We start from the raw sequence: 25,825 nt of genomic DNA, 5'->3' as shown, positions 1-25,825 counted from the left end.
AAAACAAAACACCCGTCTGAAGAAATTTGTTGCAGGACGTCATACGCCGAAAACTGTAAGGCCTGCTCGGAAACGTGATCTGGTGGGAAGAATGCTTGTCGACTGGAGAATATCAATCCGACGTGCGTGCTTGTCGTTCGGGTTCGGCAGATCACCACAAAGAGCCTTTGACATATCTGCCGACCTCCATCGACAGATAATTTGAATCAAAAACAAGCTGATTTGCAAAGCCGTCCGGTTCATTGAGATAAGGAAACGCTCCAAACAAACTCGCTGTTCTTTACCGCCGTGGCAAGCATTTTCTGAGGAAATATCATCCAACCGGACCTTATCATAAGAAAACGTGCCCCCAACACACTGGCGATCCGGTGGAATTGCAGTTAATGGCCTTTCGATAAACATCTTACGAGGGGTCCATGTCCTATTTTCCAAAGTGGCATCTAACCAGGAACAGCACGGTGCTGCCCGACGAACGGCTTCCAACGACAGCGGCCGTTCCGATGGGCATTCAGCATCTGCTGGCCATGTCCGGCTCTACGATCGTTGCACCATTGCTGATGGGCTTTGATCCAAATGTCGCCGTCTTTTTCTCCGGCATCGGAACACTCATCTTCTTCCTAATGACCGGTGGTCGCGTGCCAAGTTATCTTGGTTCGTCCTTCTCTTTCATCGCGGTGGTGATTGCCGTCACCGCCTATTCCGGTAGCGGTCCCAATCCGAACATCGCACTCGCTCTTGGCGGCATCATCGCCTGCGGTGCACTTTATGCCGCAATAGGGCTGGTGGTCATGGCCATAGGCTCCGGCTGGGTCGAGCGTCTGATGCCGCCCGTCGTCACAGGCGCCATCGGCGTCGCCATCGGGCTCAATCTCGCACCCGTAGCAATCGGCCAGCTTAAAGGCTCTGGCGCGCATATGGCAATCGCACTGCTGACCGTGCTTTGCATGGCAATGATTTCTGCCTATGGCTCGCTTGCAACCAAGCGCGTTGCCGTGCTGCTGGCGCTGTTGTTCGGATATTGCCTTGTGCTGATTTTCGGCAATGGCCTCGGCTTTGTTCCGGGCATCGATTTTGCCGCTGTGGGTGCCGCTCCATGGTTTGGCCTGCCCGCCTTCACGGCACCTGTTTTCACATGGCCTGCGATCACGTTGATCGCGCCGGTGGCGATCGTTCTGGTTGCTGAAAATCTCGGCCATATCAAAGCGCTTGGCGCTATCACCGGACAGAGCATGGACCGTTATATCGGGCGCGGCTTTTTTGGTGACGGCATTGCCACAATGATTTCAGGTTTCGGTGGCGGCACAGGTGTCACGACCTATGCTGAAAACATTGGCGTGATGGCCATGACCAAGGTCTATTCGACACTGATTTTCGTCATTGCTGCCGTTGTAGCGATTGCACTTGGCATGTCACCCAAATTCGGTGCAATGCTGCATACCATCCCCGCGCCGGTTCTGGCTGGTCTTGCGGTCTCGGTCTTTGGCCTGATTGCCTCGGCAATGGCGCGCATCTGGGTCGTTAACAAGGTTGACTTCTCCGATCCGCGCAATCTCTTCACTGTTGGCGTAGCACTCATTTTCGGTGCGGGTGACTTCACCCTCAATATTGGAAATTTTGCGCTCGGCGGAATTGGTACATCAACCTTTGCGGCTCTGGTGCTGTACCAACTTCTGAGCATTGGTCGCAAAAGCGACAAACCTGCTTAAAATCAAGCTGCGCAAAGCTATCAAAGCTTTGCGCAGCCTCCGAATTGGCACAGAAACAGCGATACCCTTTGATCTTACGTCAAATCGAGATGAGCTTTCAGCGGCATATCATCGTGAACAGAGACTGTTTGTCGCTCAATCATGCGATGCACGAGAGGCGGCGTTGCGCCCTTGTGAAGAGCAAGCAGTCTTTCTGACACTTCCGCATCCGATTGTGTGCGCCGTTGATTATGACGCACATATTCGACCCATGTCGGAACATGATAGCTCTCGGTCCATATTTCCGGATTTTCCAAATCACGCAGCAGCGCCCATTGCCGCGCACCATCGCGAATGCGGATACGGCGCCGCAACGCCATTGCCTCAAGAAATGCCCGGACATCTTCCTGTGCGATCTTATAATCAACCATGATCATGATCGGACCGCTGCGCGAACGCAAATCCAGGCGCAATTTCGGCTCACTGAAACGATTGAGCGGGTCGAGATTAAGCGATTCAAAATCCGGCTGCGGCAGAAGAATGCCGATCAACGCGCCAAACAGCAACACACCTGCCGCAACCATCAGCGCAAATGGCACCCCAAAACCGTCCGCCACGGAACCCCAGAGCCAGCTCCCTGCCGCCATGCCGCCAAAAGTGGCTGTTTGATAAAATGCCAATGCACGTCCCACCACCCATCGTGGCGTGGAAAGCTGCACAGTCACATTGAAAAGCGAAAGCGCGAGCACCCAGGACAGGCCAGCAGGGAACAGGAAAATACAACTCAGCCAAATGCTGCGGCTGAGCGACAGCAAGACACAGCTGATTGCAAAAGTGGTAAAGGCAGCGCGTACGAGCCACTCATTGCCAAGATATTCGCGCAACCGGGCGCTTGAAAGCGCGCCGCCAATGGCACCGATGCCAAAAAAGCCAAGCATAATACCATATGTGAGCGCTGTACCGTCAACAAGATCCCGCGCCACAAGTGGCAAAAGGGCCAGAATAACAATCGCCGACAGGCCAAACAAAAAGCCACGAAACATAACCTTTAGAAGGCTTGGCGACATAGCCACATAGCGCAGACCGGCAACCATTGCAGGCCCCAGTGTTTCGCGCGGCAAAGTCGATTTGGTTATCTGCGGTTGCCAGCGCCAGAGCGCCAGAATAAGCGCGCAATAACTAAAGGCATTGAAAATGAAGGCAAAGGCTGCGCCAGCGATTGCGACAATCGCACCACCAATTGCCGGTCCAATGCTGCGCATCAGGTTAAAGCTCATGGAATTGAGAGCCACAGCCGCTGGCAAATCCGCTCTCGGAACAATATCGCCCATCGACGCCTGCCATGATGGGTTATGCAACGCTCCACCACATCCAATGAGAAAGGTGAAGCCAAGCAACATCCACGGTGTCAGCATGCCAAGATAGGCAAACGCCGCAAGTGCTACAGAAATGAACAACAGCAGGGTTTGCGCAGTGAGCATAATACGGCGGCGATCAAAATTGTCAGCCAGCGCACCCGCCGCTACAGAAAATATCATCACAGGCAACGTGGTGGAAGCCTGAACCAGCGCAACCATATCGTCAGAGTTCGCGATGGTTGCCATCATCCAACCCGCGCCAACGGTTTGCACGAGGCCGCCAAGATTTGAAAACAACGTTGCAGACCACAAAGCGCGAAAAGTTCCATATTGAAACGGCGCCAGGGGGGAGTTTTTTTGCGGCATTCGGACGAACCTCCATCCTCAACCAATACTTTAGATGATATCTAAATAGCCACCAAACAATAATTAAATTCAGGGGGGCGCTTTTCTATATGGATAAACCGGATCAGCGCTCTTCACCCAAGTATCGGTCCGCATGGTTCGTAGACGCTTGGTTCAACCCTTGTGGCGCTTAAAGATTTTAAGGCCTGCTGCGCCAGTCTCTGAGCGCTTGGGAAGTCTTGAGCGCGGCAAGGTGTCAGGCAACCTGCCCCGCGCACCAGCCGGACGACCACGCCCACTGAAAATTGTAACCACCGAGCCAGCCCGTAACATCGACCACCTCACCAATGAAATAGAGGCCGGAAACACCCTTGGCCTCCATGGTTTTGGATTCAAGATCGCGCGTGTCCACACCACCCAAAGTCACTTCCGCGGTGCGATAGCCTTCAGAACCGGCTGGCTTTACATGCCAGTCATTCACCGCAGCAGCAACACGCCGCAGCACGGTGTCTGAAAAATCCGCGAGGTTGTTTGCAGGAAAATCTGCCGCAATAAGCTGCGCCAGCTTTTTGGGGATGAAAAATGAAAGTGCCGTTTGCAGCGCCTGCTTGCCATTTTTTGAACGCTGATCGCGCAGGGCGTCAAACAGATCCGTCTTTGGCAGCATAGAGATAGCGATTTCGTCTCCCTCGCGCCAGTAAGACGAAATCTGCAAAATAGACGGTCCGCTGATACCGCGATGCGTAAACAGCATGGCTTCAGCGAATTTCGTCTTCTTGCAGGAAACAACTGCATCAACAGCAATACCGGCCAAGGGCTTCAGGCGTTCAAGCAAATGCGGCTCAAAAGTCAGCGGCACCAGCCCCGGACGCGTCTCAACAAGACGCAGACCAAACTGCCTGGCAATGTCATAGCCGAAGCCCGTCGCTCCCATTTTGGGAATGGATTTTCCACCGGTGGCAATAACCAGAGACTGCGCAGCAACGCTTCCGCCTGAATGCCTGACCACAAAACCGCGCTCAGTCTTTTCAACTTTTTCGATGGAGGTTTCGAGCTGCAAACGAGCGCCATACTGCTTCATTTCATCAAGCAGCATAGCGATAATCTGCGCTGCTGACCCATCGCAGAAGAGCTGTCCAAGCGTCTTTTCGTGATACGCAATGCGATGCCTTTCTACCATCTTGATAAAATCGCGCTGCGTATAGCGACTTAAGGCAGAAATACAGAAATGCGGGTTTTGCGACAGAAAATTTTTCGGGCTCGCATGGATATTGGTGAAATTGCAGCGTCCGCCACCGGAGATGCGGATTTTGTCGCCGGGCTTTTTCGCATGATCAATAAGGAGCACCGAACGGCCCCGTTTTGCAGCCTCTATCGCGCACATCATGCCAGCAGCGCCAGCGCCTATCACCAAAACATCGACGCTTTGCAAAAAACAACTCCAATCGAAAGATAAGCGCTGTGATTCATTGAAATCGAAACGCGCCCTAAGCGCGCAACATATTGCCGGAAATCACAAGCGCAAGGCGTGTTTTTGAGTTTTTAAACAATAGAGGTTAGAAAGAAACAGAGTCGGTCGATTTGTGCCGAACGGGGGCATCATTTGAAAATTTTTATGACTTCATATACTGATAATGAAGATGGAGGCTCTCGCTTTCTCGGCGGCCCGATCTTCTGGATGCTGCTTGTCCTGCTTGTGCTGGTGGGCTTGTTAAGCATCGCACTGACAGTGCCAATCGGCGCGATGTATTGGGATACTTATCTTTATCTCGACGCGGCCCAACGTATAAATACCGGGCAGATCCCGTCCGTGGATTTTTCCACGCCTGGTGGTCCACTCGGATATTATCTTTTCACCTGGGGCATAACGCTTTTCCCGCATGCACAAACTCTGCTGCTTGCGCAATGGTCGTTGCTCGCAGTGGCAGCACCACTGATGATTATCATCATCGCCGATGTGGACAGAAAAAGCCGCATGCTGGCTTTTGCACTTCTCATTCCCTTTCTCGTTTTCGCGGTTTGTCCGGTCAATGTGCAGACCTATACGTCCTATCCGGGGCTGGATGGCTTTGGTATCTATAACCGACAGGTGTCAGTACTGCTTTATGTGCTGATCTGCGGACTGATATTCATTGCTGATGGCCGCAAGCTCGCAGCCATTTGTGCAGTGGCCATGCTGGCGCTGTTTCTGACAAAAATAACCGGGTTTCTGGTCGGCGGTCTTTTTTGCCTCACCGCACTTCTGGCGGGGCATATTTCAATCAAAAACATTCTGATTGCAGCATTTGTCACCCTCATCGCTCTGGGGGCGCTCGAATTAAACCACCACTTGATTTCAGCCTATATTGCCGACGTCGGACAGCTTCTTGCCCTGAACAAAGGGGCGCTGCTGCCGCGCTTTCTGACAGTTGTTTCCGGTAAGCTCGATGTCATTTTACCAGCAGCAATACTGGTACTGGTGCTATTCTGGGTTGAAACCACACGCGGTATAACCTCTCGCCGGTTTTTCGATCGCAGTTCCGTTTGGATTGCCATTGTCCTTCTGGGCGGCACCATTCTGGAAACACAAAACACCGGCAGTCAGGAATTCATTTTCATATGGCCCGTTTTGCTGATGATCTATCAGCGTCTCAGACCTATTCAAAGCAAAGCAAAAATCGCGTTCATCGCGCTTTCTGCCTTTTGCGTCATACCGGCTTTCAGCACGGTAACGTATAGAACTTTGCGCACGATTGCCGTGGCACCAACTTATATTCAGCCACCGGTAACTGAGCTTAAAAACATGCGTCAGGTGTCAACCAAACCCGACATCATGGAGCGTGCAAGATTACTTCCAGAACATTATGCCGCGTATTTCGCACCCTATGAAGCACTGGGAAAACAGGGACAATTGCCAAGCTGGCGGCTGTATTCTGAGCTTGATTATCAAATGTACTGGCTCATTTCGGTTGATGAAGCCGTCAAGGCCTTCAAACAATTTGAAGCCGAAACAGGCCTGCATCTGAACACGCTGATGGCACTTGATTTCACCGATCCGTTTCCATGGCTGCTGAACCGCAAGGCAACGCGCAAAATCCAGATCGGTGCAGACCCATTTCGCACCGTCCCGGCAATGACACCGGAAACCAAAGCCGCGGTGGAAGCAACCGACGGCGTGTTGCGTCCCAAATGCCCGATGACGTCATCGCGCTGGGCTTTGCAGGAAATTTATGCGGATGCGCTTAAAGATCGCGACGTGGTGCCGCTCAACGCATGTTGGGATTTGCTGGTGCGCCCAGGCATTCTCAAAGAAAAGGCCGGGTAAAATCCCGGCCTTTTCACTTTACTTAATCTGCGCTTTCACAAAATCTTTGACAATGCGGACAATGCCGCGTCCAAGAACTTCATCAAGTGCCGCTATAAAATCATCAATATGCTGGCGCCCGCAAATCAATGGCGGCTCAAGCCGGATCACATTGCGATTATATTCGGTGAAAGCCACCAGCACCCCATGATCGCGCAAAAGATGACTGCCGATAAAGCCCGGCAACGAGCCTTTCAGCTTGTCATCCAGCATCGCCAGTACAGGGCGCAACACCATTGGCATGGCCTTTGAGAAATCGTGGAACTCAAGCCCCACCATCATGCCTTTGCCGCGCACATCCTTGATGAGCGTTGGATAGCGTTCGTGAAGCTCTTTCAGACGATCCAGCAGATAATCCCCCATTTCAGCCGCGTTGTCGATCAGATGCTCATCGTAAAGCACATTGATCGTCTCAATGGAGGTGATGCAGGATTCGCCAATGCCGCCGAAAGTTGCCATGGCATGGATCATTGCCGTCTTCGGCGTGCCATAGGCTTTCATATAGACGTCGCGTCTGGCAATCATTGCAGCCATAGCCGTCTTGCCGCCACCCAGCGACTTGGCGAGCGCTGTGACATCCGGAATGACGCCGTAATGCTCAAAGGCATAGAACTTGCCAGTACGGCCAAAACCGCACTGCACTTCGTCGGCTACCCACACCACACCATACTGATCACAGAGCTGGCGCAGCTTCTGCCAGAATGCCGCATCGGCCTGAATGATCCCGCCGCCGCCCTGAACGGTTTCAAGAACAATGACACCGATTTCCGGATCGGACCGGAAGGCATTTTCAATGGCATCAATATCGCCAAATGGCACGCGAACGGTGTTATCAACCAGCTTGAACTCACCGCGATAAAGTCCGCCATCAGTGATCGACAACACACCCTTGGTCTTGCCGTGGAAAGAATTTTCAGCATAGACGATCTTCGGCTTCTTCGGCCCTGCGGCGCGTTCTGCAACCTTGACCGCAGCTTCCATGGCTTCAGAACCGGACGAGCCTAAAAACACCATATCAAGATCGCCCGGCGAGCAAGCGGCAATGTCATAAGCGAGGGCTGCTGCATATTGCGACATGAAAGCGATCGCGATTTCGTGCCGCATTTCCTCCTGAAATTTGTGACGCGCTTCGAGAATGCGCGGGTGATTGTGTCCTAATGCCAGCGAACCGAAACCGCCGAAAAAATCGAGAATCTTGCGGCCGTCCTGATCATAATAATACATGCCTTCGGCACGCTCGATTTTCACCTTATGAAAACCCAGCAGCTTCATGAAGTGCAACTGCCCCGGATTAAGGTGCGCGGTGAAAAGCTCTGTCATGCGGGGCAGATCAAGCGCCTTGGCGTCTTCAACGCTCAGCAACTTCGGCTTAGGCGTGGTATTTGTTGTTACAATATTGGTCATGGCCTGTTCTCACGCTGCCTTCGATTCGAGTTTCTTATGATATTCGCTATAGGCTGCGATCAGCATGTCCTCATCGCGATATTGCGGCACCCAGCCGAGTTCGCGCTCGCCCTTTGAAACGTCAAGAATACACATTTCATCAGCAATCAAATATTGCTCCGGGTCCATCAAAGGCTTGTTGAGCCAATCAAGGAAATCCAGCGTACGCTTGACCGCCCATGCCGGTGTCGGCACCAGAATGGATTTCGAGCCGGCGTGCTTGACCAGATCGCCGAGCAATTTGCGCACCGGTGGCGGATTAAGCGATCCAAGGTTATAAACCTCGTTCGGTACACCTGCTTTGAAGGCCGCGTAACAAGCGGACGCACAGTCAAACACAGAAATGAACTGATAAGGATTTTTGCCTGAGCCAATCATCGGCACCGGCAGGTTATTATCAATCAGCTTAAACAGCTTTTCCAGAATACCAAGGCGTCCCGGTCCGATGATCAGGCGCGGACGGAACAGCGAAATATTCATGCCGCGCTTGCGCCATTCCGCAGCCAGTTCCTCGGTTTTCAGCTTCGACAAGCCATATTCGCCCAGCGGATTGCATGGGTGATCTTCTTTCTGCGGCCAGACATAAGTGTGGCCATAAACCATGTCGGTGGTAAAATGAACGAGACGCTTTGCGCCAGCCTCGTCCATCGCCTTGATGATGTTTTCCGTGCCGTAATAATTAACCGGGAAGAAAAAATCGTGACGCTTGGCCCGTACCTGAAGCGGCGAGAGCATTTTGGCCGAAAGATTATAAACCATATCGTCGGCGCGAAGCCCAAGCTTGCGGATGGCTTCCGGGTCGGTCACATCCGTATGCACAAAGGTTGCTTGGCCATAATGCGCGAGATCGCTTTTCACGATATCTGCGACGATCACTTCATGGCCATCAGCGAGAAGCATAGGAGCGAGATAACGCCCCACAAAACCATCCCCACCGAAAATAATATGTCTCATAATCCTGCCCCGACTTTTAAATTTAGACTGACGAACGGTCATAAACCGCCGCGTTCTGTTCGACCTTCGGCGTCTTACCGCTCTGTGCGATCAATACTGTTCCAATGCAGATGAAAGCGATGCCTGCAATTTTGTAGGCACCCAGTTCTTCCTTGAACAAAAGCCACGCGAAAACTGCGACCGCAACATAAGCAAGGCTCAGAAAAGGATATGCGAAAGACAAATCGACTTTTGAGAGCACATACATATGGGATGCCATCGAAATCACGAACATGGTCAAGCCAGCGAAAACCCACGGATTAAAGACAATCTGAAAAATCCGATAAATCAGCGTATCCGCTGTATAGCTGGCATTGCTAAATGTCATCATGCCATATTTGAGCAGAAGTTGTGCTGCCGCATTGGTCATGACCGTAAAAAGAATGAATGGGATATATTTCATTGTCTGTCCCGTGGTTTAATTTTTCAATGCGGTACGCCGCCAGAAATTGGAGCAGAAACGCGCGTCACGCATCTCTTCAAGCTGCTGCCACTCTGGAAAGCCTGCCTTGAATGTCTCCGCACTCATGCGCTGATCTTTGTATGGATTGACACGACCACCGGCTTCTATCGTCATACGGTCAAGAAGGGTGAGCAATTCAAGCGTCTTTTGCCCGCGATTTGGAAAGTCCATTGTCAGGGTATAACCCGGCTTTGGAAATGACATCAGCCCCGGAGAATGCGCATCGCCAAACCGCTTCAACACCGTAAGAAATGATGCCTGCCCTGCTGCCCTGCTTGCATGAAGCATTGCAGGAATGGCGCGCTCCGCCTCTTGAAGAGGGATCACACTTTGATGCTGATAAAGTCCTGCCGGACCGTAAAGCCGGTTCCAGTTGCGCAGGCTATCAAGCGGATAAAAGAACCCCTCGAACCCTGTAAGATGTGGCGCCTGCCTGCGGCGTTTTGCATGAAAATAGAGTGTGTTGAACGCAGTGAGACTCAGTTTGTTGAGCATCGAAAATGGCATCTCGAACGGAACGCCAAGCCGCGCTGCTCTATGATTGACCACGCGCTTGCCATTGACTGCATGATTTCCGGTAATCAGAATCCCGCGCCCTTCTGAACGGCCGCTTGCCAGTTGATCCACCCAGGCAACCGCATATTCATTTTGCTGGTCGGATTCTTCGGCCATCGCGAAATATTCGGGCAGGCTTTTAAAAGGTGTCAGGCGCTCTTCTACATCCAGCGAACCAACCGGCATCAACCGGATGCGGGCATTGAGGATCAACCCTGTCAGGCCCATGCCGCCAATCGTTGCTGAAAAAAGCTCTGCATTTTCTGCGCTTGAGCAGATGTAATGCACACCGTCAGAACGCAACAATTCAAAGCTCTCAACATGGCTCCCGAATGTTCCGCGCAGATGATGGTTTTTCCCATGCACATCATTGGCGATTGCCCCGCCAAGCGTTACAAAGCGCGTGCCGGGCGTCACGGGTAGAAAATAACCATGCTTGGCAACAGCGGCGATAATCTCACTCAACAAAACACCGGATTCCGCTTCAAGAACACCGGTATGCGGATCAAAGCTTACAATCCGCGCACGCGTGCGCATCGGCACAAGCAGCCCTGTGTCATTATGGCAGCTGTCGCCATAAGACCGTCCATTGCCGAATGCGAGCAGACTTTGCGGGCCTTCCAGCCTGGAAAACACATCGTCGAATGCAATTGCGCTTCGCCTATGACGATGAATGCGTCCAAAGCTGTCGAAAGACTGGTCCATCAGCGCATCCCGGCCACAAACAGCAGGCCCGCGCCAATCGCGATCACCAGCTGACTACGCCAGTCATTGGCAAGAAAGACGACCGGATCGTCATCCATTTCCTTGCGGTGCGCCAATATCCAAACACGAATGATGATATAAAGCACGATTGGGACCAGCGGCCAGATCAGCCACGGATAGTTGTAAAGCTGCTGAACGGCGGCACTGTTGACATAAAGTGCTAAAACCACTGCTGCGGTAAAACCAGAAGCAACCCCGCTTTGGCCGACAATATCCAAATCTTCCGGGCGATAGCCGCGACCAGCGATACGGTCTTTTTCAGTTACCGTGGAATTCTGCAGCTCGACATAGCGTTTGACCAGCGCGAGCGACAGGAAGAAGAACATAGCGAATGCCATCAGCCAGAATGACGGAGGAATTTCTGTAACCGTTGCGCCGCCAAGAAGACGCAACGTATAAAGCCCCCCCAAACAGATCACGTCTATCAGCAACATACGTTTGAGCGCCACCGAATAGGCTGTTGTGGCAAGCAGATAAAGACCGATAACCAAGCTGAAAGGCAATGGCAGAAACAAGCATAGTCCGGCCGTGATCATTAACAGCAACAATGAAACTTTCAGCCCGAATGGAATACTGATCGCTCCACTGGCGAAAGGACGTGAGCGCTTTCTGGTATGCTGGCGGTCAAGCGGCAGGTCTACAATATCATTGAGAATATAGATCGCAGAGGCTGCCGCTGAGAACGCAACGAAAGCGAGTACAGAGGACAGAATTATCTCTGGATAGAATATGGTATGGCTGAGAAATGCGGGCACAAAAACCAACAGATTCTTGAGCCATTGGTGAACACGCAGCATTTTAAGATAGGGCTTTATGCCTGTCTTATCGGCCTTGAAAAGGCGGCCGCCATTTTGTTTGTGAAAGCGTGCGGCAGCACGGTCGGGCGCAACGACAATCACCTTGCGCGCAGCCGCAAAGACGGCAATATCAGCGCGATCATTACCGGCATAATCAAAACCGTTCTGGCCAAATTTTTCGCTTAGAAGCTGTGCCTTACGGTGTGAGGACAGATTTGTTTTCCCACTTGTCGCGTAAACACTTTCAAAAATCCCAAGCTCAGTCGCCACAACCTTCGCGAGCGGTTGCGCTGCGGCAGTTGCCAACACCAGCCTGCGACCCAGCGAATGTTCATGACGCAGATATGCGAGAAAATCCTGCCGGTAAGGCAAAAGCGCTGCGTCAATAGAAATACGACTGGCTATCTGCTGCTTGAGATTGGCCTTGCCTGACAACAGCCAGACTGGCAGCAGAAATACAAAAAGCGGGTTTTTCTTAAGAAGAACAAAGACACTCTCCCATAGCAAATCTGTCGCAACGAGTGTGCCATCCAGATCTACCGCTAGCGGGACATCCCGGCTTTTTAGCGGTTTATCCATATTTTGCCCCCTGAAATCATCGCATCCATACCGCTTTCAAAGGCTTCAGACGAGACTCAATCGAAAATTGTTATTGACGAACGGTCTCTACCAGATTGGACTTTAATCAATCGCTACAAAATTAGGTTAATAACACGCTTCTATAGATAAATGCTGGTTTATCTTTTAACCGCATAATATAAGGCAATCATTATCTGCCAATCTGGTCTGCGAATAATGCAACAACGCCTCAGGTTTAGAACCGAACGATGAATATTGAATCTGCCTTAAATGACGGTGCCAATGTCTTTGAACTCGCGCCAATTTCCCTGTGGCTTGAAGACTATAGCGGCCTGCGGAAGCAATTTGAGCAATGGCGCAAGCTCGGCGTGACAGATTTAAGAGCCTTCCTCAAAGAAGATCTCGGCCGCTTGCGCATCTGCACAAGCCAGATCCGTGTGCTCAAGGTCAATCGCAAAACGTTATCGCTTTATGAAGCACGCGACATCCACCATCTGAAGGAAAATCTGGAGCGTGTGTTCCGCGACGATATGGTTGATCCGCATATCGAAGAAATGGTTCAGCTCTGGAATGGTGACAACGCCTTTATGAGCGATACCATAAACTATTCTCTCGGTGGCAAGCGTCTCGATATTCAGCTTAAGGGCGTGGTTCTCCCCGGCCATGAAGAAAGCTGGGAGCGTGTTCTGTTGTCTATCGAAGACGTGACAGCACGCGAAGAAGCGCGGCGCGAGCAAAATAAGCATAAGCAGCACGCGGAAGGCCTGTTTGAGCATTCCCCTGTTTCGCTCTGGGTTGAAGATTTCAGCCGTATCAAACAGATGATGGACGATATTCGCGAGCGCGGCATTGTCGATTTTCGCATTTTTACGGATGTGCATCCTGAATTTGTGCGTCAGTGCATGAGCGAAATCCGCGTCCTTGATATCAATCGCGAAACACTCGAACTGTTTCTGGCGCCCGACAAAGCTACCTTGTTGCAGAACCTGCAAAATGTTTTCAAAGGCGATATGGAAACGAATTTCCGCGAGCAACTCATCGACCTTTGGAATGGCGTTCTGTTTCAGCGCCGCGAGGTCGTCAACTATGCACTTGATGGAAGCGAGCGGCATTTACTCTTGCAGTTTTCAGTGCTCCCCGGACACGAAAAAGACTGGTCGCTGGTTCAAGTCGCCTTGGCTGATATTACCGCGCGCAAAAAGGCAGAAGCCTATCTCGAATATCTTGGCAAACATGATGTGCTGACCAAGCTGCACAACCGCGCTTTCTATGTCGATGAACTCAATCGTCTTGAGCGCAAGGGACAGCCCCCAGTCTCAATCATCATCATTGACCTCAACGGCCTCAAGGCAGCCAATGACCAGCTGGGGCACGCCAGCGGCGATGGTTTGCTGCGCCGTATCGGTGAAGTGCTCAACGAAGCCGTAAAACTTCCCGGCCATGCTGCCCGTATCGGTGGCGATGAATTTGCGGTTGTGCTGCCATATGTTGATGAACGCGGCGCGGACGCGGTGATGGAAGATATTCGCCGGCTGGTCGATATCAACAACCAGTATTATTCGCAGCTTAAAATCGAGCTTTCGATGGGTGCCGCCACCAGTATGCCGGGTGAAAAACTGGAAACGGTTGCGAAGCGCGCTGATCTTTTGATGTATGAAGACAAACGTAAACATTATTCAGCAGAAGCGCTGCGGAAATCGCAGCTTTCCTGATCAGTCGTCAAACTTTATCACGGTTTTACCGCGAGTGATGTCGCTCACCAGACGCGCCAGATCATCTTGTGCGGCAAGCGGCATCGCACCCGTTATTTCGACGCCGGTTGCGGTGAAGTTCTCGTTCGCAATCGTCACATTCTCAACAGCCGTCAGGCGCGCTTTTATAAGCGCATGATCAGAAAAATCACACGCCAGCGCAAAACCAATTACGGGGATGACTTCGGTCTTCACAGCCTGCCGAAGACACATGGCCGCCGTGCCACCATAAGCGCGCATTAACCCGCCACTGCCCAGCAGAATACCGCCAAACCAGCGTGTGACAACCACCACAATATTATCAAGCTGCTGACCGTCTATCGCTTGCAAAATAGGCTTGCCTGCCGTGCCACTCGGCTCACCATCATCGCTGAAGCGATAATTCTGTCCCATGCGCCATGCCCAGCAATTATGCGTCGCAGACAGATCGGAATATTCAGTCAGGAAATCCTTTGCCGCCTGTTCGTTCGCCACAGGAGCGGCAATAGCCAGAAAACGGCTCTTCTTGATCTCCTGTGTCATGGTTTCAATGCGGCTGATGGTGAACATGGCTATCCTGCTAACAGTATTTTTGCGGACTAGCATTTTACGTTGCGGATGACGACCCCTTATGGCTCTGTTAGCATTGCGTGCGTGCAAAGTTGGGTATAAGTCAAAACGCAAATGAGCAGCACTTTATAGCACTCATATTTTTATAATGACCAAGAGGCCGCCCATGTTCGATCTGATTGTAAGAAACGCCAATCTCCCCGACGGACGTGAAAAGCAGGACATTCTGGTCAAAGACGGCAAGATTGCCGATATTGTGCCATCCACGGGCGATCATCAGGCAGCCAAGGAAATCGACGCTTCAAACCGGCTGGTCACACCGCCTTTCGTTGATCCGCATTTCCATATGGATGCAACTCTGTCGCTCGGCTTGCCGCGCTTAAACCGCTCCGGCACATTGCTGGAAGGCATCGCGCTTTGGGGTGAACTCAAGCCCATGCTGACCGTTGACGCCATGGTTGAGCGCGCGCTTCGCTATTGCGATCTCGCTGTCAGTCAGGGCCTGCTTGCCATTCGCAGTCATGTCGATGTCAGCGATCAGCGTCTGCTCACGGCAGAGGCGATGATCGAAGTGCGCGAAAAGGTGAAACCTTATATCGACCTTCAACTCGTGGCGTTCCCGCAGGACGGGTACTATCGTTCGCCCGGTGCTGTCGATCTCGTCAATCGTTCGCTCGATATGGGCCTTGATGTTGTCGGCGGTATTCCACATTTCGAACGCACCATGGCAGACGGTGCAGCATCGCTAGAAGAACTCTGCCGCATTGCCGCAGAACGCGGCCTGCCGGTTGATATTCATTGCGACGAAACCGATGATCCAATGTCGCGCCATGTCGAAACACTGGCCGCACAGACAATGCGGTTTGGCCTTCAGGGCCGCGTCTCCGGCTCGCACCTCACCTCCATGCACTCCATGGACAATTATTACGTTTCCAAGCTCATTCCGCTGATTGCGGAAGCGCAGATGAACGCCATTCCAAACCCGCTCATCAACATCACATTGCAGGGCCGTGCAGATACCTATCCGAAGCGTCGCGGCATGACCCGCGTGCCGGAACTGATGGCGGCTGGCATTAACGTAGCCTTTGGCCATGATTGCGTGATGGACCCATGGTATTCTATGGGTTCGGGTGACATGCTGGAAGTCGGCCATATGGCTGTTCACGTCGCGCAGATGACATCGATTGAAGGCAAGAAACAGGTCTTCAACGCGCTCACCGTCAATTCGGCTAAAGCGCTGGGCCTTGAAGGTTACGGCCTTGAAAAAGGCTGCAATGCAGATTTCGTGGTGCTTCAGGCACGCGACGCGCTGGAAGCACTTCGCCTGAAAGCCAACCGCCTGATAGTCGTCAAACGCGGAAAAATCATCGCCGAAACACCACAACGCATCAGCGCACTCAACCTTGAAGGCCGTCCGTCTTCGGTTGACGGCGCAGATTATGCGCCACAGGAATAATATTCCCACAAAAATACGACGAAAAAGCAGTGCCTCTTTTTCAATCGTCTGATAAAAGCGCTTGAATTAACGGCAGATTCGTCTGAAATACGTGACGTTGCTCATAAGCCTCGCAAAAAGAGGCGGAGCAATCAGTCGCGCATAATTGCACGTCTACACATCACCCAAGAGGGGTTTCCATGACCACACCGTCCAAACTCACACGCCGCAGCGTTCTCGCAATGTCTGCGGCTCTCAGTGTAACAGCACTCTCCACCAGCGTTTTCGCGGCAGAAGAAAAGTTAAAAGTCGCAGGCATTCATGCATCACCTGTTGAAAATGCATGGAACTCGCGCCTTCATGAAGCGCTCAAGCAGGCCAATGACGACGGCGTTATCGAATATGTCTTTTCGGAAGGCGTTTCGGCCAGCGACTATCCGCGCGCCATGCGCGAATATGCAGAACAGGGCATCAAACTGATCGTCGGCGAATCCTATGCTGTCGAGCGTGAAGCGCGTCAGGTTGCAGCCGATTACCCACAGACCACTTTTATCATGGGCTCGTCCGGCAAGGAACAGGGCGACAATTTCGGCGTGTTCGGCACATGGAATTTTGAAGCGGCCTATCTCGCAGGAATGCTTGCGGGTGGCATGAGCAAGACCGGCACTTTCGGCTCGGTCGGTGCTATCCCAATTCCTGAAGTCAACATGCTTATCAATGCATTTCAGGACGGTGTGAAAGAAACCCGCCCGGATGCGAAGTTCAACGCTTCGTTCATCGGCACATTCTTCGATCCGCCAAAGGCACGCGAAGCTGGTCTCGCCCAGATCGACGCTGGCGCTGACATCCTGTTTGGCGAGCGTATCGGTACGGCAGATGCTGCCAAAGAACGCGGCATCAAAGCAATTGGTTCGCTGATTGATTACACGCCACGCTACCCGGATACCGTCTTTGCCAATGCGATGTGGAACTTCCGCCCGATCCTTGATGCAGCCGTTGCAGACGTCAAGGCTGGCAATCCAACCGGCAAGGATTACACGCCATTCAGCCTGATGAAGGAAGGCGGCAACGACATCGTTTACGTCAAGGGCGTTGCTCCGGCAGACGTCGAAGCCAAAATGGAAGCCCGTCGCGCCGAGATCAAGGCTGGCACTTTCAAGGTCGAGCCAAATCCGGCAGAGCCTAAGTAAGAAATTTCAGGACAGCAACGTGGCACTCGATATGAAGCAACAGGATGCAACAGCGCTCGCACTCGCGATTGCGAAAGGCGTTTTGACCGCACGAGAGGCCATGGATGCCGCGATTGAAGCCGCAGAAAAATGGCGCCCTCTGGGCGCCATTGCATATCTCGATGAAGAATTGGGGCGCAAAAATGCGAGTGCTTTTGATCACAAAGCGCCATTCGCCGGAGTGCCATCGCTGTTCAAGGACTTAGGCGGACCCTGCGCTGGACTTCCAATCCGGCTTGGTTCGCGCGCCTGTGCGAATGCACCGCGAGACCTTGATTCAGAACTCGCTGCGCGTTTGCGCAAAGCGGGCCTTAACTTTTTCGGCACGACAACCGTTCCAGAATTCGGCATGGCGCTTGCGAGCGAGCCGATAGACGGCCCCGTCGCTCGTCATCCGTTCGACGACACACTCTCGCCTGCCGGATCGTCGGGCGGTGCAGCCGCAGCCGTGGCAGCCGGTATTGTTTCAATAGCGCACGCAACCGATGCTGGTGGTTCGATCCGCGTTCCAGCGGCAACTTGTGGGCTGATCGGCCTCAAGCCAAGCCGTGGCGCTATGCCAGCCGGTCCGCATTTCGGCAATTATCTCGCAGGCATCGCAAGCGAATTTGCGCTTTGCCGTTCAATTCGCGATGCAAAGACTTTATTCCCGCTCGTTGCTGGCAACGCCGAAAGCTTCCTGCCTGATTTGGCATTCGTACCGGACACGAACCTCTCAAAATTGCGCATCGGTATTGTTTCGGGAGATTTGACCAAATATCCGGTAACGGAAGAGCGTCAACAAGTGGTTGAAGATGCAGCCCGCTTTCTCGAAGCGCAAGGCCACACAATTCGGGCGATCGATGCGGATGCTCTTTCCCCGCTCGTTGACACGAGTGCCACAGCTTTTGACCGGATCATCTCGGCCAATCTGGCATCGGCGATTGATGCATTCTCAATTGACGAAGATAAGCTTGAAAGACTGACGCAAGCCGTGGCATTGCGCGGACGCAGAATGAGCGCAGTCGAACTCTACGACGCCATGAATGGCGGCGTTATGACCGCCTATCAACTCTGGCAGATTTTCCATGACATTGATGTGTTAATAACGCCGATGCTGGCGCTTGGTCCGCAGCCGGTCGGCTCATATCCTATGGATCATGACGATGTGGACGCACATTGGCATAAGATGAATGCATTCGCGCCTTATGCGGCCTTGGCCAATATTTCCGGCTTTCCGGCGCTTTCCATGCCTTTTGGCACGGACGCAAACGGTATGCCGCTTGCAATTCAGTTGATTGCTCGTATGGGAGAGGACAATCTTCTCTTAAACCTGGGCGAGTTGATGGAAGAGGACTGTCGCTTTCAGCATAAATTTGGCGTTGCGGGGTTGAACGCATGACCACCACAGTTCTCGAACTGCAAAATATAACCAAACGCTTTGGCACGCTGACCGCCAATGACGCTATTTCGTTAAAGCTTGAGCGCGGCGAAATCCTCGCTTTCTTAGGCGAAAATGGCGCTGGCAAAACCACGCTAATGAACATTCTGTTCGGCCATTACGTGCCTGATGAAGGGCGCGTTTTCGTCAAGGGCACCGAAATCCCGCAGGGTAAGCCACGCGCCGCAATCGATGCGGGCGTTGGTATGGTGCATCAGCATTTTACACTGGCTCCCAATCTCACGGTTCTGGAAAACATCATCACGGGCACCGAAAGCCTCTGGAAACTAAAATCAGCGCATGGTGCAGCGCGAACGAAGATTTCGGAAATTGCCAAACGCTTTGGCTTGCAGGTCGATCCCGATGCACGGCTTGGCGATCTATCGGTCGGCGAGCAGCAACGCGTGGAAATTCTAAAAGCGCTCTACAACGATGCCGATATTCTGATCCTCGACGAGCCGACTGCCGTTCTGACCACACAGGAAGCCGAAAATCTGTTTGCGACATTGAAAGAAATGGCGCGTCAGGGCCTGTCACTCATCTTCATTTCGCACAAGCTGCATGAAGTCATGTCTGCCGCTGACCGTGTTGTGGTCTTGCGTGGCGGCAAGCTTGTCGCAGAACGCAAAGCGTCCGAAACCTCCAAGGAAGAGCTGGCTGAACTGATGGTTGGCCGCCGTGTTTCGCGCCCTTCGCGCGCAGCCGCCACCCCCGGCGAGACTTTGCTTGAAGCAAAGAATGTCACTGTGGTGGAAGATGGTGTGGCGCGCTTGACCGATCTTGATTTTCATCTGCGCGCTGGCGAAACCCTCGGCATCATCGGCGTTTCCGGCAATGGTCAGGCGGCGCTCGGCCGTCTTGTTTCCGGCCTCAGCCAGCCTGCCAGTGGCTCACTCGTTATGTTCGGCGAGGCGGTTAAGAAGTTTGATCCGCGTCAGTTTGTGGGAATGGGTGTTGGCCGTATCCCGGAAGATCGCAATGCGGAAGGCGCAATCGGCGATCTCACACTTTGGGAAAACGCTATACTTGAGCGCGTCCGCGATCGGCAATTTTCCAGTGGCATTCTGGTCAATCGAACGGCTGCGCGTGAATTTACCAACCGCATCATTAAAGATTTCGATGTGCGTGGCGGCACGCCCGACAGCCGCATTCGTCTGCTTTCAGGCGGCAACATGCAGAAACTCATTCTGGGCCGCAACCTTGAAACAGCCCCGCGCATTTTAATTGCTGCCCAGCCAACGCGCGGCCTTGATGAAGGTGCAGTCGCTGCCATTCATGCCCGCATTCTGGAAGCGCGGGCCAAAGGTGCTGCCGTGCTGCTTATCTCGGAAGACCTTGACGAAATTATCGGCCTTGCCGACCGCGTGCAGGCTATCGTCAAAGGAAAGCTGTCTCCACCCATTGATGCAGCCGAGGCCAATGCGCAAAGACTGGGCCTGATGATGGCCGGCGAATGGCAGAATAATACTACGAAGGGGCTCAACTGATGCGTATTGAAAGACGCGAAACAAGGCCCATGGCTCTGGTGGCAACGGCTCCGGTTCTTGCGGTTCTCGCTGCCTTTGTGCTGGCTGGCCTGCTGATCGCAGCCGCGGGCGCCCCTGTACTTGAATCCTTTCGCCAGATTGCAATCGGCGCATTCGGTACAAAGCTTTCGATTACCGAAACACTGACCCGCGCGACCCCGCTGATGCTGACCGGCCTTGCTGCGGCTGTCGCTTTCCGCTCAAAGCTCTGGAATATCGGTGCCGAAGGCCAGTTCTATATGGGTGCACTGGCAGTTGTGGCACTTGGCACGCAATTAGCCCTGCCAGCGCCCTTACTCATTCCGCTGCTGCTGATCGTGGGTGCGATTGCTGGCATGATCTTTCTGCTGATCCCGCTCGGCCTTCGCCTGCGCTTTGGCGTTGATGAAGTCGTGACCACGCTGCTGCTCAATTTCGTGGCTGTTCTATTCGTTTCGATGATGATCGAAGGCCCGATGAAAGACCCGCTGGCTTTCGGCTGGCCGCAGTCGGAACCTGTACCGGATGCAGCCGTGCTGCCAAAAATCATGCCGGGCATGCGGCTCCATATCGGCATTCTGATTGCCATCGCGCTTGCGCTGATCATCGCCTATGTCCAAAAGCGCACCGTGTTTGGTCTTGAAACCAAAGCTGCGGGACTTAACCCGAAAGCCGCGCGTTTTGCAGGTGTACCCCTTGGCAAAACGCTGGTGAAAGTCGCCTGCATTTCCGGCGGCCTTGCGGGTCTTGCCGGTGCGATACAGGTCATGGGTGTCAAAGGTTATGTCACAACCGATCTGTCGCCGGGCTTTGGCTATTCCGGCATCATCGTTGCCATGCTTGCCAATCTGAACCCCATTGGTGCGATTTTTTCGGCCCTTTTTGCAGCAGCCATGTTCGTTGGCGCAGACGGCATGAGCCGCGCCATTGGCATTCCGAGCTTCATCGCCGATGTGACGGTTGCACTGTCGCTGCTCACCATGCTGGTCGCCCTCTTCTTCACCCAATACAGGATCGCCCGATGAACGAGTTGATGGATATCCTGCTTTCCGCTGGCCTCTGGGTATCGGTTCTGCGCATCGCAACACCGCTGATTTTCGGCACGCTCGGCGCACTTTATTGCGAACGTGCAGGCGTTCTGAATCTCGGCATCGAAGGCATCATGACCTTTGGCGCAATGATCGGCTGGCTGACCGTCTTCAACGGGGCAGATCTTTGGGTCGGCGTGCTGGCTGCTGCCGCATCGGGTGCTGTTTTTGGCCTGCTGCACGCAGCGCTGACCGTTCCACTCGGCCTGTCGCAGCATGTGGTCGGCCTTGGCATCACGCTGTTTGCGTCGAGTCTGAGCTATTTCCTGTTTCGTCTGCTGGTGCCATTGTCTTCCACACCACCGACAATCACACCGTTCCAGCCAGTCAATCCGTCTTGGCTTGCGGATATTCCGTTTATTGGACCGGTGCTCGGCACCCAGACAGCACTCACATGGATCGCCATTCCACTGGCACTGCTGCTTGGTTATGTGCTTTTCCGTACGCCGTTGGGCCTTGCCATACGCATGACCGGTGAAAATCCACATGCAGCCGAAGCGCAAGGCATCAACCCGATCCGGGTGCGTATTTTCACCATCATGTTCGGCAGTGCATTGATGGCTGTTGGCGGCTCGTTTCTCACGCTCTCCGCGTTCAACTCGTTCTTCCCGACCATGATGCAGGGACGCGGCTGGGTGTGTATCGCGCTCGTCGTATTTGCCTCATGGAAGCCTGCGCGCGCACTTTTAGGCGCCTTGCTGTTTGCGCTCTTTGACGCGTTCCAGCTGCGTCTACAAACCGTTTACGGCAAGCTCGTGCCTTATCAGCTCTTCCTGATGATCCCATATATCATGTCGATTGTGGCGCTGATTGTTATGGCGCGCCGAGCACGCGTTCCACAGGCGCTGATGCAGCCCTATCGCCGCGGCGAGCGATAAAGAATAAATCTTGTTACCCCAAACAAAAACGGCGCCCGAAGGCGCCGTTTTTTTATAGCATCAGAAAGATCAGGCAGCGCTTGACTTGCTGCTCTTTTCAAAACGCTTACGCTCATTTGGATCGAGATAGAGCTTGCGCAGACGGATCGACTTTGGCGTGACTTCAACCAGTTCGTCGTCCTGAATCCATGACAGAGCGCGTTCCAGTGTCATGCGGATCGGCGGCGTCAGCTTCACAGCTTCATCCTTGCCTGCCGCGCGAACGTTGGTGAGCTTCTTGCCCTTCAGCACGTTTACTTCAAGGTCGTTATCGCGTGAGTGGATGCCGATCAGCATGCCCTGGTAAACCTTGACGCCTGCGTCAATGATCATTGGACCACGATCTTCAAGGTTAAAGAGCGCATAGGCAACAGCTTCACCCTGATCGTTGGAGATCAGAACGCCATTGTTACGGCCAGCGATTTCACCCTTATATGGCTGATAATCGTGGAACAGGCGGTTCATGATCGCCGTGCCGCGTGTATCGGTCAAAAGTTCCGACTGATAGCCGATCAGACCACGGGTCGGTGCGTAGAACACCATACGAACGCGGTTGCCGCCCGAAGGACGCAGTTCGACCATTTCGGCTTTGCGTTCAGACATCTTCTGAACAACGGTGCCCGAATATTCTTCATCAACGTCGATGACGACTTCTTCGACAGGCTCCAGCTTCTCGCCGTTTTCGCCGTCCTTCATGACAACACGTGGACGCGAAACGCCAAGCTCAAAACCTTCACGGCGCATGTTTTCGATCAGAACAGCAAGCTGCAATTCGCCACGACCGGAAACGAAGAACGAATCCTTTTCGCCGGATTCTTCAATCTTGAGAGCAACACTGCCTTCAGCTTCTTTCATCAGGCGATCGCGGATCACGCGGCTGGTAACCTTATCACCTTCCGTGCCAGCCAGCGGACTGTCATTGACGATGAAGGACATGGTTACGGTCGGTGGATCAATCGGCTGCGCTTCAAGTGGTGTGGTCACGGAAGGATCGCAGAACGTGTCTGCAACCGTGCCCTTGGAAAGACCGGCAATAGCAACGATGTCGCCTGCCTGTGCTTCTTCAATCGGCTGACGATCGATACCGCGGAAAGCGAGGATCTTCGAAATACGGCCGTTTTCAAGAAGCTTACCTTCCTGATCAAGAACCTTAACGCTCTGGTTCGGCTTGATCGAACCGGAATGGATGCGACCGGTGATGATGCGGCCAAGGAACGGATCAGCTTCGAGGATCGTGCCGATCATACGGAACGGACCTTCCGCAACCTTTGGCGCAGGAACGTGCTTGAGAACCAGATCGAACAGCGGCGCAAGACCTTCGTCCTTTGGGCCGTCTGGGTTCAATGCCATCCAGCCATTGCGGCCTGAACCGTAAAGCACCGGAAAGTCGAGCTGCTCGTCAGTTGCGTCGAGGTTGGCAAAAAGGTCAAACACTTCGTTGATGACTTCTTCATGACGGCCATCCGGGCGATCGATCTTGTTGATCGCAACGATTGGCTTCAGACCAACCTTAAGCGCCTTGCCAACCACGAACTTCGTCTGTGGCATTGGGCCTTCAGCAGCATCAACGAGAACGATAGCGCCGTCCACCATCGAGAGAATACGCTCAACTTCACCACCAAAATCGGCGTGGCCGGGCGTGTCGACGATGTTGATGCGGGTGTTCTTCCAGACAACCGAAGTGGCCTTGGCGAGAATGGTGATGCCGCGCTCGCGCTCGATATCGTTGGAGTCCATCATGCGTTCTGCAACGCGCTGATTGTCGCGGAAAGAGCCGGACTGCTTCAGCAGTTCGTCGACCAGCGTTGTTTTGCCATGGTCGACGTGTGCGATAATAGCGATATTACGCAATTCCATATAGAGATCACTTCTGTATGAGTTGGGAGCCGCGCCAAGATGGATGCACGGAAAATCAATGGGGCGCTCTTACAGGTTTTTTTACGTTTTAGAAAGGGGCAGCGCGAAACTGCCCCTCATTTAACCCGAAAAGACCGGATTTAGATGTTTGTTTACAGGCTGATTGTGACAGTTTTGCCGGTGTTTCTATAACAAGGTACCCGACAAAATGACCAGCGCAACGCTGAAATAGATCACGAGACCCGTCACATCAACCAGTGTGGCGACAAAAGGCGCCGAGGCACTTGCCGGATCAAAGCCCAGTCTGCGCAGAATGAACGGCAGCATCGAACCTGTCAGCGAGCCGAAGGTCACGATACAGACAAGCGCCATCCCCACCGTGACCGCAACCAGCATCCAGTGCTCTCCATAGTCATAGATGCCGAGATTCTGCCAGATAGCAATACGGACAACACCGATAAACCCAAGGAATGCACCAAGTGCCAGACCGGTTGGTATTTCGCGAATTGCGACCCGCCACCAATCCTTAAGCGTCAGTTCCTGTAGAGCCAGCGCGCGAATGATCAGCGAGGTTGCCTGCGAACCGGAATTACCGCCGGACGACATGATCAACGGAATAAACAAGGTCAGAACCAGTGCTTTTTCCAGCTCCAGCTCAAAATGCTGCATCGCACTTGCGGTCAGCATTTCGCCAAGGAACAGGATACCCAGCCAGCCACCGCGTTTTTTAAGCATTTCGCCAAAGCCGATGCGCATATAAGGCTTATCAAGTGCCTCCATGCCGCCAAAACGATAAGCATCTTCGCTGGCATCCTCGGTCATGGCATCCAGCACATCATCGACAGTAACAATGCCGATGATGTGGCGGCTGTCATCAACGACAGGCACCGCCAGAAGGTCGTGCTTGCGGAAAAGCCGCGCAACATCTTCACGGTTGGCAAGGGGCGAAATGGTGATCGGATCATCATCGCGGGCAAGCGAGAGGATCGGCTCATCAAGCTCACGAACAATCAGACGACGCAGGCTGACCACGCCCAGCAGAACGCGGGTCTGTGGCTCAACCACATAGATTGCATAAACCGTCTCCCGTGTGCGCTCGACCTTACGAATATGATCAAGCGTTTGCCCGACATTCCAGTCCGAAGGAACCGTGATGAATTCAATGGTCATCAGACTACCAGCCGTGTTCGGCGGATAGCCCATAAGCTTTTTCAACGCAGCCTTTGTCTCAGGCGCGAGAATGGGAAAAAGCCGTGCCCGATCCGCATCTTCCATGTCCTGGAAAACGTCCGTGGCACGGTCAGCGGACATGCCATCAAGCAGCGAGCTTGCGATATTGGGCTGTAAATTTGCAAGAATTTCGGTCGCACGTTCCAGTTCCGGCTGGTCAAGCAGGCGGATGGCATCATCGTGCGATAGCTGTGCAAGAACCGCGATTGCATCATCTGCATCCAGTTCATTGACGATCTCGACCGCGTCACCTGTACGAATATCGGCGATGCGGCTGGCAATTGCCGCTGCAGGGAGGTCGGCAACATTAAGCACTTCAGAGAAGAAGTTGTTGTCGGTCATAGGCTTGCCTTTCTGTCGATCCGCCGTCAGAGGCAGATCGTGCAAGCCGACCGCAAGCGATCAGATCACGAACTGCCTTGACGGCTGAAACAATCGACTGTGACTGTCGCTTGGCATAAGAGAATAAAACTCCGGTTGAAATGCAGCCAAAGAAAATGCGGCTGCAAGGCTCATGT

The 25,825-nt window shown here is 53.2% G+C and carries 20 protein-coding genes; 9 read left to right on the top strand and 11 right to left on the bottom strand.

Annotated elements, in window-relative coordinates; all coding sequences use genetic code 11:
* Positions 1 to 39 precede the first annotated feature (39 nt).
* On the bottom strand, positions 40 to 174 hold the full coding sequence (locus tag OPR82_RS12580; RefSeq protein WP_265985147.1) for a hypothetical protein: 135 nt from the start codon (positions 172 to 174) through the stop codon (positions 40 to 42).
* Between the two features lie 242 nt (positions 175 to 416).
* Between OPR82_RS12580 and OPR82_RS12575 the strand changes: the two genes are divergently transcribed.
* Complete coding sequence (locus OPR82_RS12575) at positions 417 to 1,706, top strand: solute carrier family 23 protein (RefSeq protein ID WP_265985145.1); 1,290 nt, start codon at positions 417 to 419, stop codon at positions 1,704 to 1,706.
* A 74-nt stretch (positions 1,707 to 1,780) separates the two neighbouring features.
* Here the strand turns inward: OPR82_RS12575 and OPR82_RS12570 are convergent, their stop codons facing one another.
* Both OPR82_RS12570 and OPR82_RS12565 read right to left on the bottom strand, forming a co-directional pair.
* Complete coding sequence (locus tag OPR82_RS12570) at positions 1,781 to 3,409, bottom strand: MFS transporter (protein WP_265985144.1); 1,629 nt, start codon at positions 3,407 to 3,409, stop codon at positions 1,781 to 1,783.
* A 235-nt stretch (positions 3,410 to 3,644) separates the two neighbouring features.
* Positions 3,645 to 4,820 (bottom strand): BaiN/RdsA family NAD(P)/FAD-dependent oxidoreductase, encoded by a 1,176-nt coding sequence (locus tag OPR82_RS12565; protein ID WP_265985143.1) that lies wholly within the window; start codon positions 4,818 to 4,820, stop codon positions 3,645 to 3,647.
* 183 nt (positions 4,821 to 5,003) lie between these two features.
* On the opposite strand from OPR82_RS12565, the gene OPR82_RS12560 reads away from it, so the two are divergent.
* Positions 5,004 to 6,692 carry a hypothetical protein gene (locus tag OPR82_RS12560; RefSeq protein ID WP_407673258.1) on the top strand — a complete coding sequence of 563 codons (1,689 nt, stop codon included), beginning with the start codon at positions 5,004 to 5,006 and terminating at the stop codon, positions 6,690 to 6,692.
* 18 nt (positions 6,693 to 6,710) lie between these two features.
* Here OPR82_RS12560 and OPR82_RS12555 read toward each other — a convergent pair whose 3' ends face one another.
* Genes OPR82_RS12555 through OPR82_RS12535 form a run of 5 tightly spaced genes read right to left on the bottom strand, consistent with a single transcriptional unit; the run spans position 6,711 to position 12,326 of the window.
* Positions 6,711 to 8,135, bottom strand: a complete 1,425-nt coding sequence (locus OPR82_RS12555) for an aspartate aminotransferase family protein (RefSeq protein ID WP_265985142.1) — start codon at positions 8,133 to 8,135, stop codon at positions 6,711 to 6,713.
* 9 nt (positions 8,136 to 8,144) lie between these two features.
* Complete coding sequence (locus OPR82_RS12550) at positions 8,145 to 9,128, bottom strand: NAD-dependent epimerase/dehydratase family protein (RefSeq protein WP_265985141.1); 984 nt, start codon at positions 9,126 to 9,128, stop codon at positions 8,145 to 8,147.
* 22 nt (positions 9,129 to 9,150) lie between these two features.
* Positions 9,151 to 9,570, bottom strand: coding sequence for an EamA family transporter (locus OPR82_RS12545; RefSeq protein ID WP_265985140.1), 420 nt, complete (start codon positions 9,568 to 9,570; stop codon positions 9,151 to 9,153).
* 15 nt (positions 9,571 to 9,585) lie between these two features.
* Entirely contained in the window at positions 9,586 to 10,890 is a 1,305-nt protein-coding gene (locus OPR82_RS12540; protein ID WP_265985139.1) for an FAD-binding oxidoreductase, read from the bottom strand.
* Positions 10,890 to 12,326 (bottom strand): UbiA family prenyltransferase, encoded by a 1,437-nt coding sequence (locus OPR82_RS12535; protein ID WP_265985138.1) that lies wholly within the window; start codon positions 12,324 to 12,326, stop codon positions 10,890 to 10,892. Before OPR82_RS12535 ends, OPR82_RS12540 begins: the two co-directional genes overlap by 1 nt.
* A gap of 248 nt (positions 12,327 to 12,574) precedes the next feature.
* Here OPR82_RS12535 and OPR82_RS12530 point away from each other — a divergent pair, with 248 nt between their 5' ends.
* The gene (locus tag OPR82_RS12530; RefSeq protein ID WP_265985137.1) at positions 12,575 to 14,038 is read left to right on the top strand and encodes a sensor domain-containing diguanylate cyclase; all 1,464 of its coding nucleotides are present in this window, start codon (positions 12,575 to 12,577) and stop codon (positions 14,036 to 14,038) included.
* Here OPR82_RS12530 and OPR82_RS12525 read toward each other — a convergent pair whose 3' ends face one another.
* Positions 14,039 to 14,626, bottom strand: a complete 588-nt coding sequence (locus OPR82_RS12525) for an IMPACT family protein (protein WP_265985136.1) — start codon at positions 14,624 to 14,626, stop codon at positions 14,039 to 14,041.
* Positions 14,627 to 14,792: 166 nt separating this feature from the next.
* Between OPR82_RS12525 and OPR82_RS12520 the strand changes: the two genes are divergently transcribed.
* The 6 genes from OPR82_RS12520 (at position 14,793) to OPR82_RS12495 (ending at position 22,181) form a co-directional block, all read left to right on the top strand.
* Positions 14,793 to 16,082 carry an amidohydrolase family protein gene (locus OPR82_RS12520; protein ID WP_265985135.1) on the top strand — a complete coding sequence of 430 codons (1,290 nt, stop codon included), beginning with the start codon at positions 14,793 to 14,795 and terminating at the stop codon, positions 16,080 to 16,082.
* Between the two features lie 179 nt (positions 16,083 to 16,261).
* The gene (locus tag OPR82_RS12515; protein ID WP_265985134.1) at positions 16,262 to 17,251 is read left to right on the top strand and encodes a BMP family protein; all 990 of its coding nucleotides are present in this window, start codon (positions 16,262 to 16,264) and stop codon (positions 17,249 to 17,251) included.
* Positions 17,252 to 17,282: 31 nt separating this feature from the next.
* A complete protein-coding gene (locus OPR82_RS12510) occupies positions 17,283 to 18,671 on the top strand; it encodes an amidase (RefSeq protein WP_265985218.1) in 1,389 nt (462 codons plus the stop codon).
* A complete protein-coding gene (locus tag OPR82_RS12505) occupies positions 18,668 to 20,197 on the top strand; it encodes an ABC transporter ATP-binding protein (protein WP_265985133.1) in 1,530 nt (509 codons plus the stop codon). Before OPR82_RS12510 ends, OPR82_RS12505 begins: the two co-directional genes overlap by 4 nt.
* A complete protein-coding gene (locus OPR82_RS12500; protein ID WP_265985132.1) occupies positions 20,197 to 21,240 on the top strand; it encodes an ABC transporter permease in 1,044 nt (347 codons plus the stop codon). The genes OPR82_RS12505 and OPR82_RS12500 overlap by 1 nt, the downstream gene beginning before the upstream one ends.
* Complete coding sequence (locus tag OPR82_RS12495; RefSeq protein ID WP_265985130.1) at positions 21,237 to 22,181, top strand: ABC transporter permease; 945 nt, start codon at positions 21,237 to 21,239, stop codon at positions 22,179 to 22,181. Before OPR82_RS12500 ends, OPR82_RS12495 begins: the two co-directional genes overlap by 4 nt.
* A 69-nt stretch (positions 22,182 to 22,250) precedes the next feature.
* Here OPR82_RS12495 and typA read toward each other — a convergent pair whose 3' ends face one another.
* Positions 22,251 to 24,077: a translational GTPase TypA gene (gene typA / locus OPR82_RS12490; RefSeq protein ID WP_265985129.1), complete on the bottom strand. Its 1,827-nt coding sequence runs from the start codon at positions 24,075 to 24,077 to the stop codon at positions 22,251 to 22,253.
* Positions 24,078 to 24,263: 186 nt separating this feature from the next.
* On the bottom strand, positions 24,264 to 25,649 hold the full coding sequence (mgtE, locus tag OPR82_RS12485; RefSeq protein WP_265985128.1) for a magnesium transporter: 1,386 nt from the start codon (positions 25,647 to 25,649) through the stop codon (positions 24,264 to 24,266).
* Positions 25,650 to 25,825: the final 176 nt, after the last annotated feature.

Origin of the sequence: Ochrobactrum chromiisoli, from assembly GCF_026241335.1 — a bacterium.
GTDB lineage: Bacteria > Pseudomonadota > Alphaproteobacteria > Rhizobiales > Rhizobiaceae > Brucella > Brucella chromiisoli.
Note: the sequence above shows the minus strand (reverse complement) of the source record. Positions and strands in the feature narration are given on the sequence as shown.

Coding starts and splice junctions, on each gene's coding strand:
- typA (WP_265985129.1), bottom strand. CDS start 24,077: ATGGAATTGCGTAATATCGCTATTATCGCACACGTCGACCATGGCAAA.
- OPR82_RS12510 (WP_265985218.1), top strand. CDS start 17,283: ATGAAGCAACAGGATGCAACAGCGCTCGCACTCGCGATTGCGAAAGGC.
- OPR82_RS12545 (WP_265985140.1), bottom strand. CDS start 9,570: ATGAAATATATCCCATTCATTCTTTTTACGGTCATGACCAATGCGGCA.
- mgtE (WP_265985128.1), bottom strand. CDS start 25,649: ATGACCGACAACAACTTCTTCTCTGAAGTGCTTAATGTTGCCGACCTC.
- OPR82_RS12540 (WP_265985139.1), bottom strand. CDS start 10,890: ATGGACCAGTCTTTCGACAGCTTTGGACGCATTCATCGTCATAGGCGA.
- OPR82_RS12570 (WP_265985144.1), bottom strand. CDS start 3,409: ATGCCGCAAAAAAACTCCCCCCTGGCGCCGTTTCAATATGGAACTTTT.
- OPR82_RS12520 (WP_265985135.1), top strand. CDS start 14,793: ATGTTCGATCTGATTGTAAGAAACGCCAATCTCCCCGACGGACGTGAA.
- OPR82_RS12550 (WP_265985141.1), bottom strand. CDS start 9,128: ATGAGACATATTATTTTCGGTGGGGATGGTTTTGTGGGGCGTTATCTC.
- OPR82_RS12575 (WP_265985145.1), top strand. CDS start 417: ATGTCCTATTTTCCAAAGTGGCATCTAACCAGGAACAGCACGGTGCTG.
- OPR82_RS12560 (WP_407673258.1), top strand. CDS start 5,004: ATGACTTCATATACTGATAATGAAGATGGAGGCTCTCGCTTTCTCGGC.
- OPR82_RS12535 (WP_265985138.1), bottom strand. CDS start 12,326: ATGGATAAACCGCTAAAAAGCCGGGATGTCCCGCTAGCGGTAGATCTG.
- OPR82_RS12580 (WP_265985147.1), bottom strand. CDS start 174: ATGTCAAAGGCTCTTTGTGGTGATCTGCCGAACCCGAACGACAAGCAC.
- OPR82_RS12500 (WP_265985132.1), top strand. CDS start 20,197: ATGCGTATTGAAAGACGCGAAACAAGGCCCATGGCTCTGGTGGCAACG.
- OPR82_RS12555 (WP_265985142.1), bottom strand. CDS start 8,135: ATGACCAATATTGTAACAACAAATACCACGCCTAAGCCGAAGTTGCTG.
- OPR82_RS12505 (WP_265985133.1), top strand. CDS start 18,668: ATGACCACCACAGTTCTCGAACTGCAAAATATAACCAAACGCTTTGGC.
- OPR82_RS12515 (WP_265985134.1), top strand. CDS start 16,262: ATGACCACACCGTCCAAACTCACACGCCGCAGCGTTCTCGCAATGTCT.
- OPR82_RS12525 (WP_265985136.1), bottom strand. CDS start 14,626: ATGTTCACCATCAGCCGCATTGAAACCATGACACAGGAGATCAAGAAG.
- OPR82_RS12495 (WP_265985130.1), top strand. CDS start 21,237: ATGAACGAGTTGATGGATATCCTGCTTTCCGCTGGCCTCTGGGTATCG.
- OPR82_RS12530 (WP_265985137.1), top strand. CDS start 12,575: ATGAATATTGAATCTGCCTTAAATGACGGTGCCAATGTCTTTGAACTC.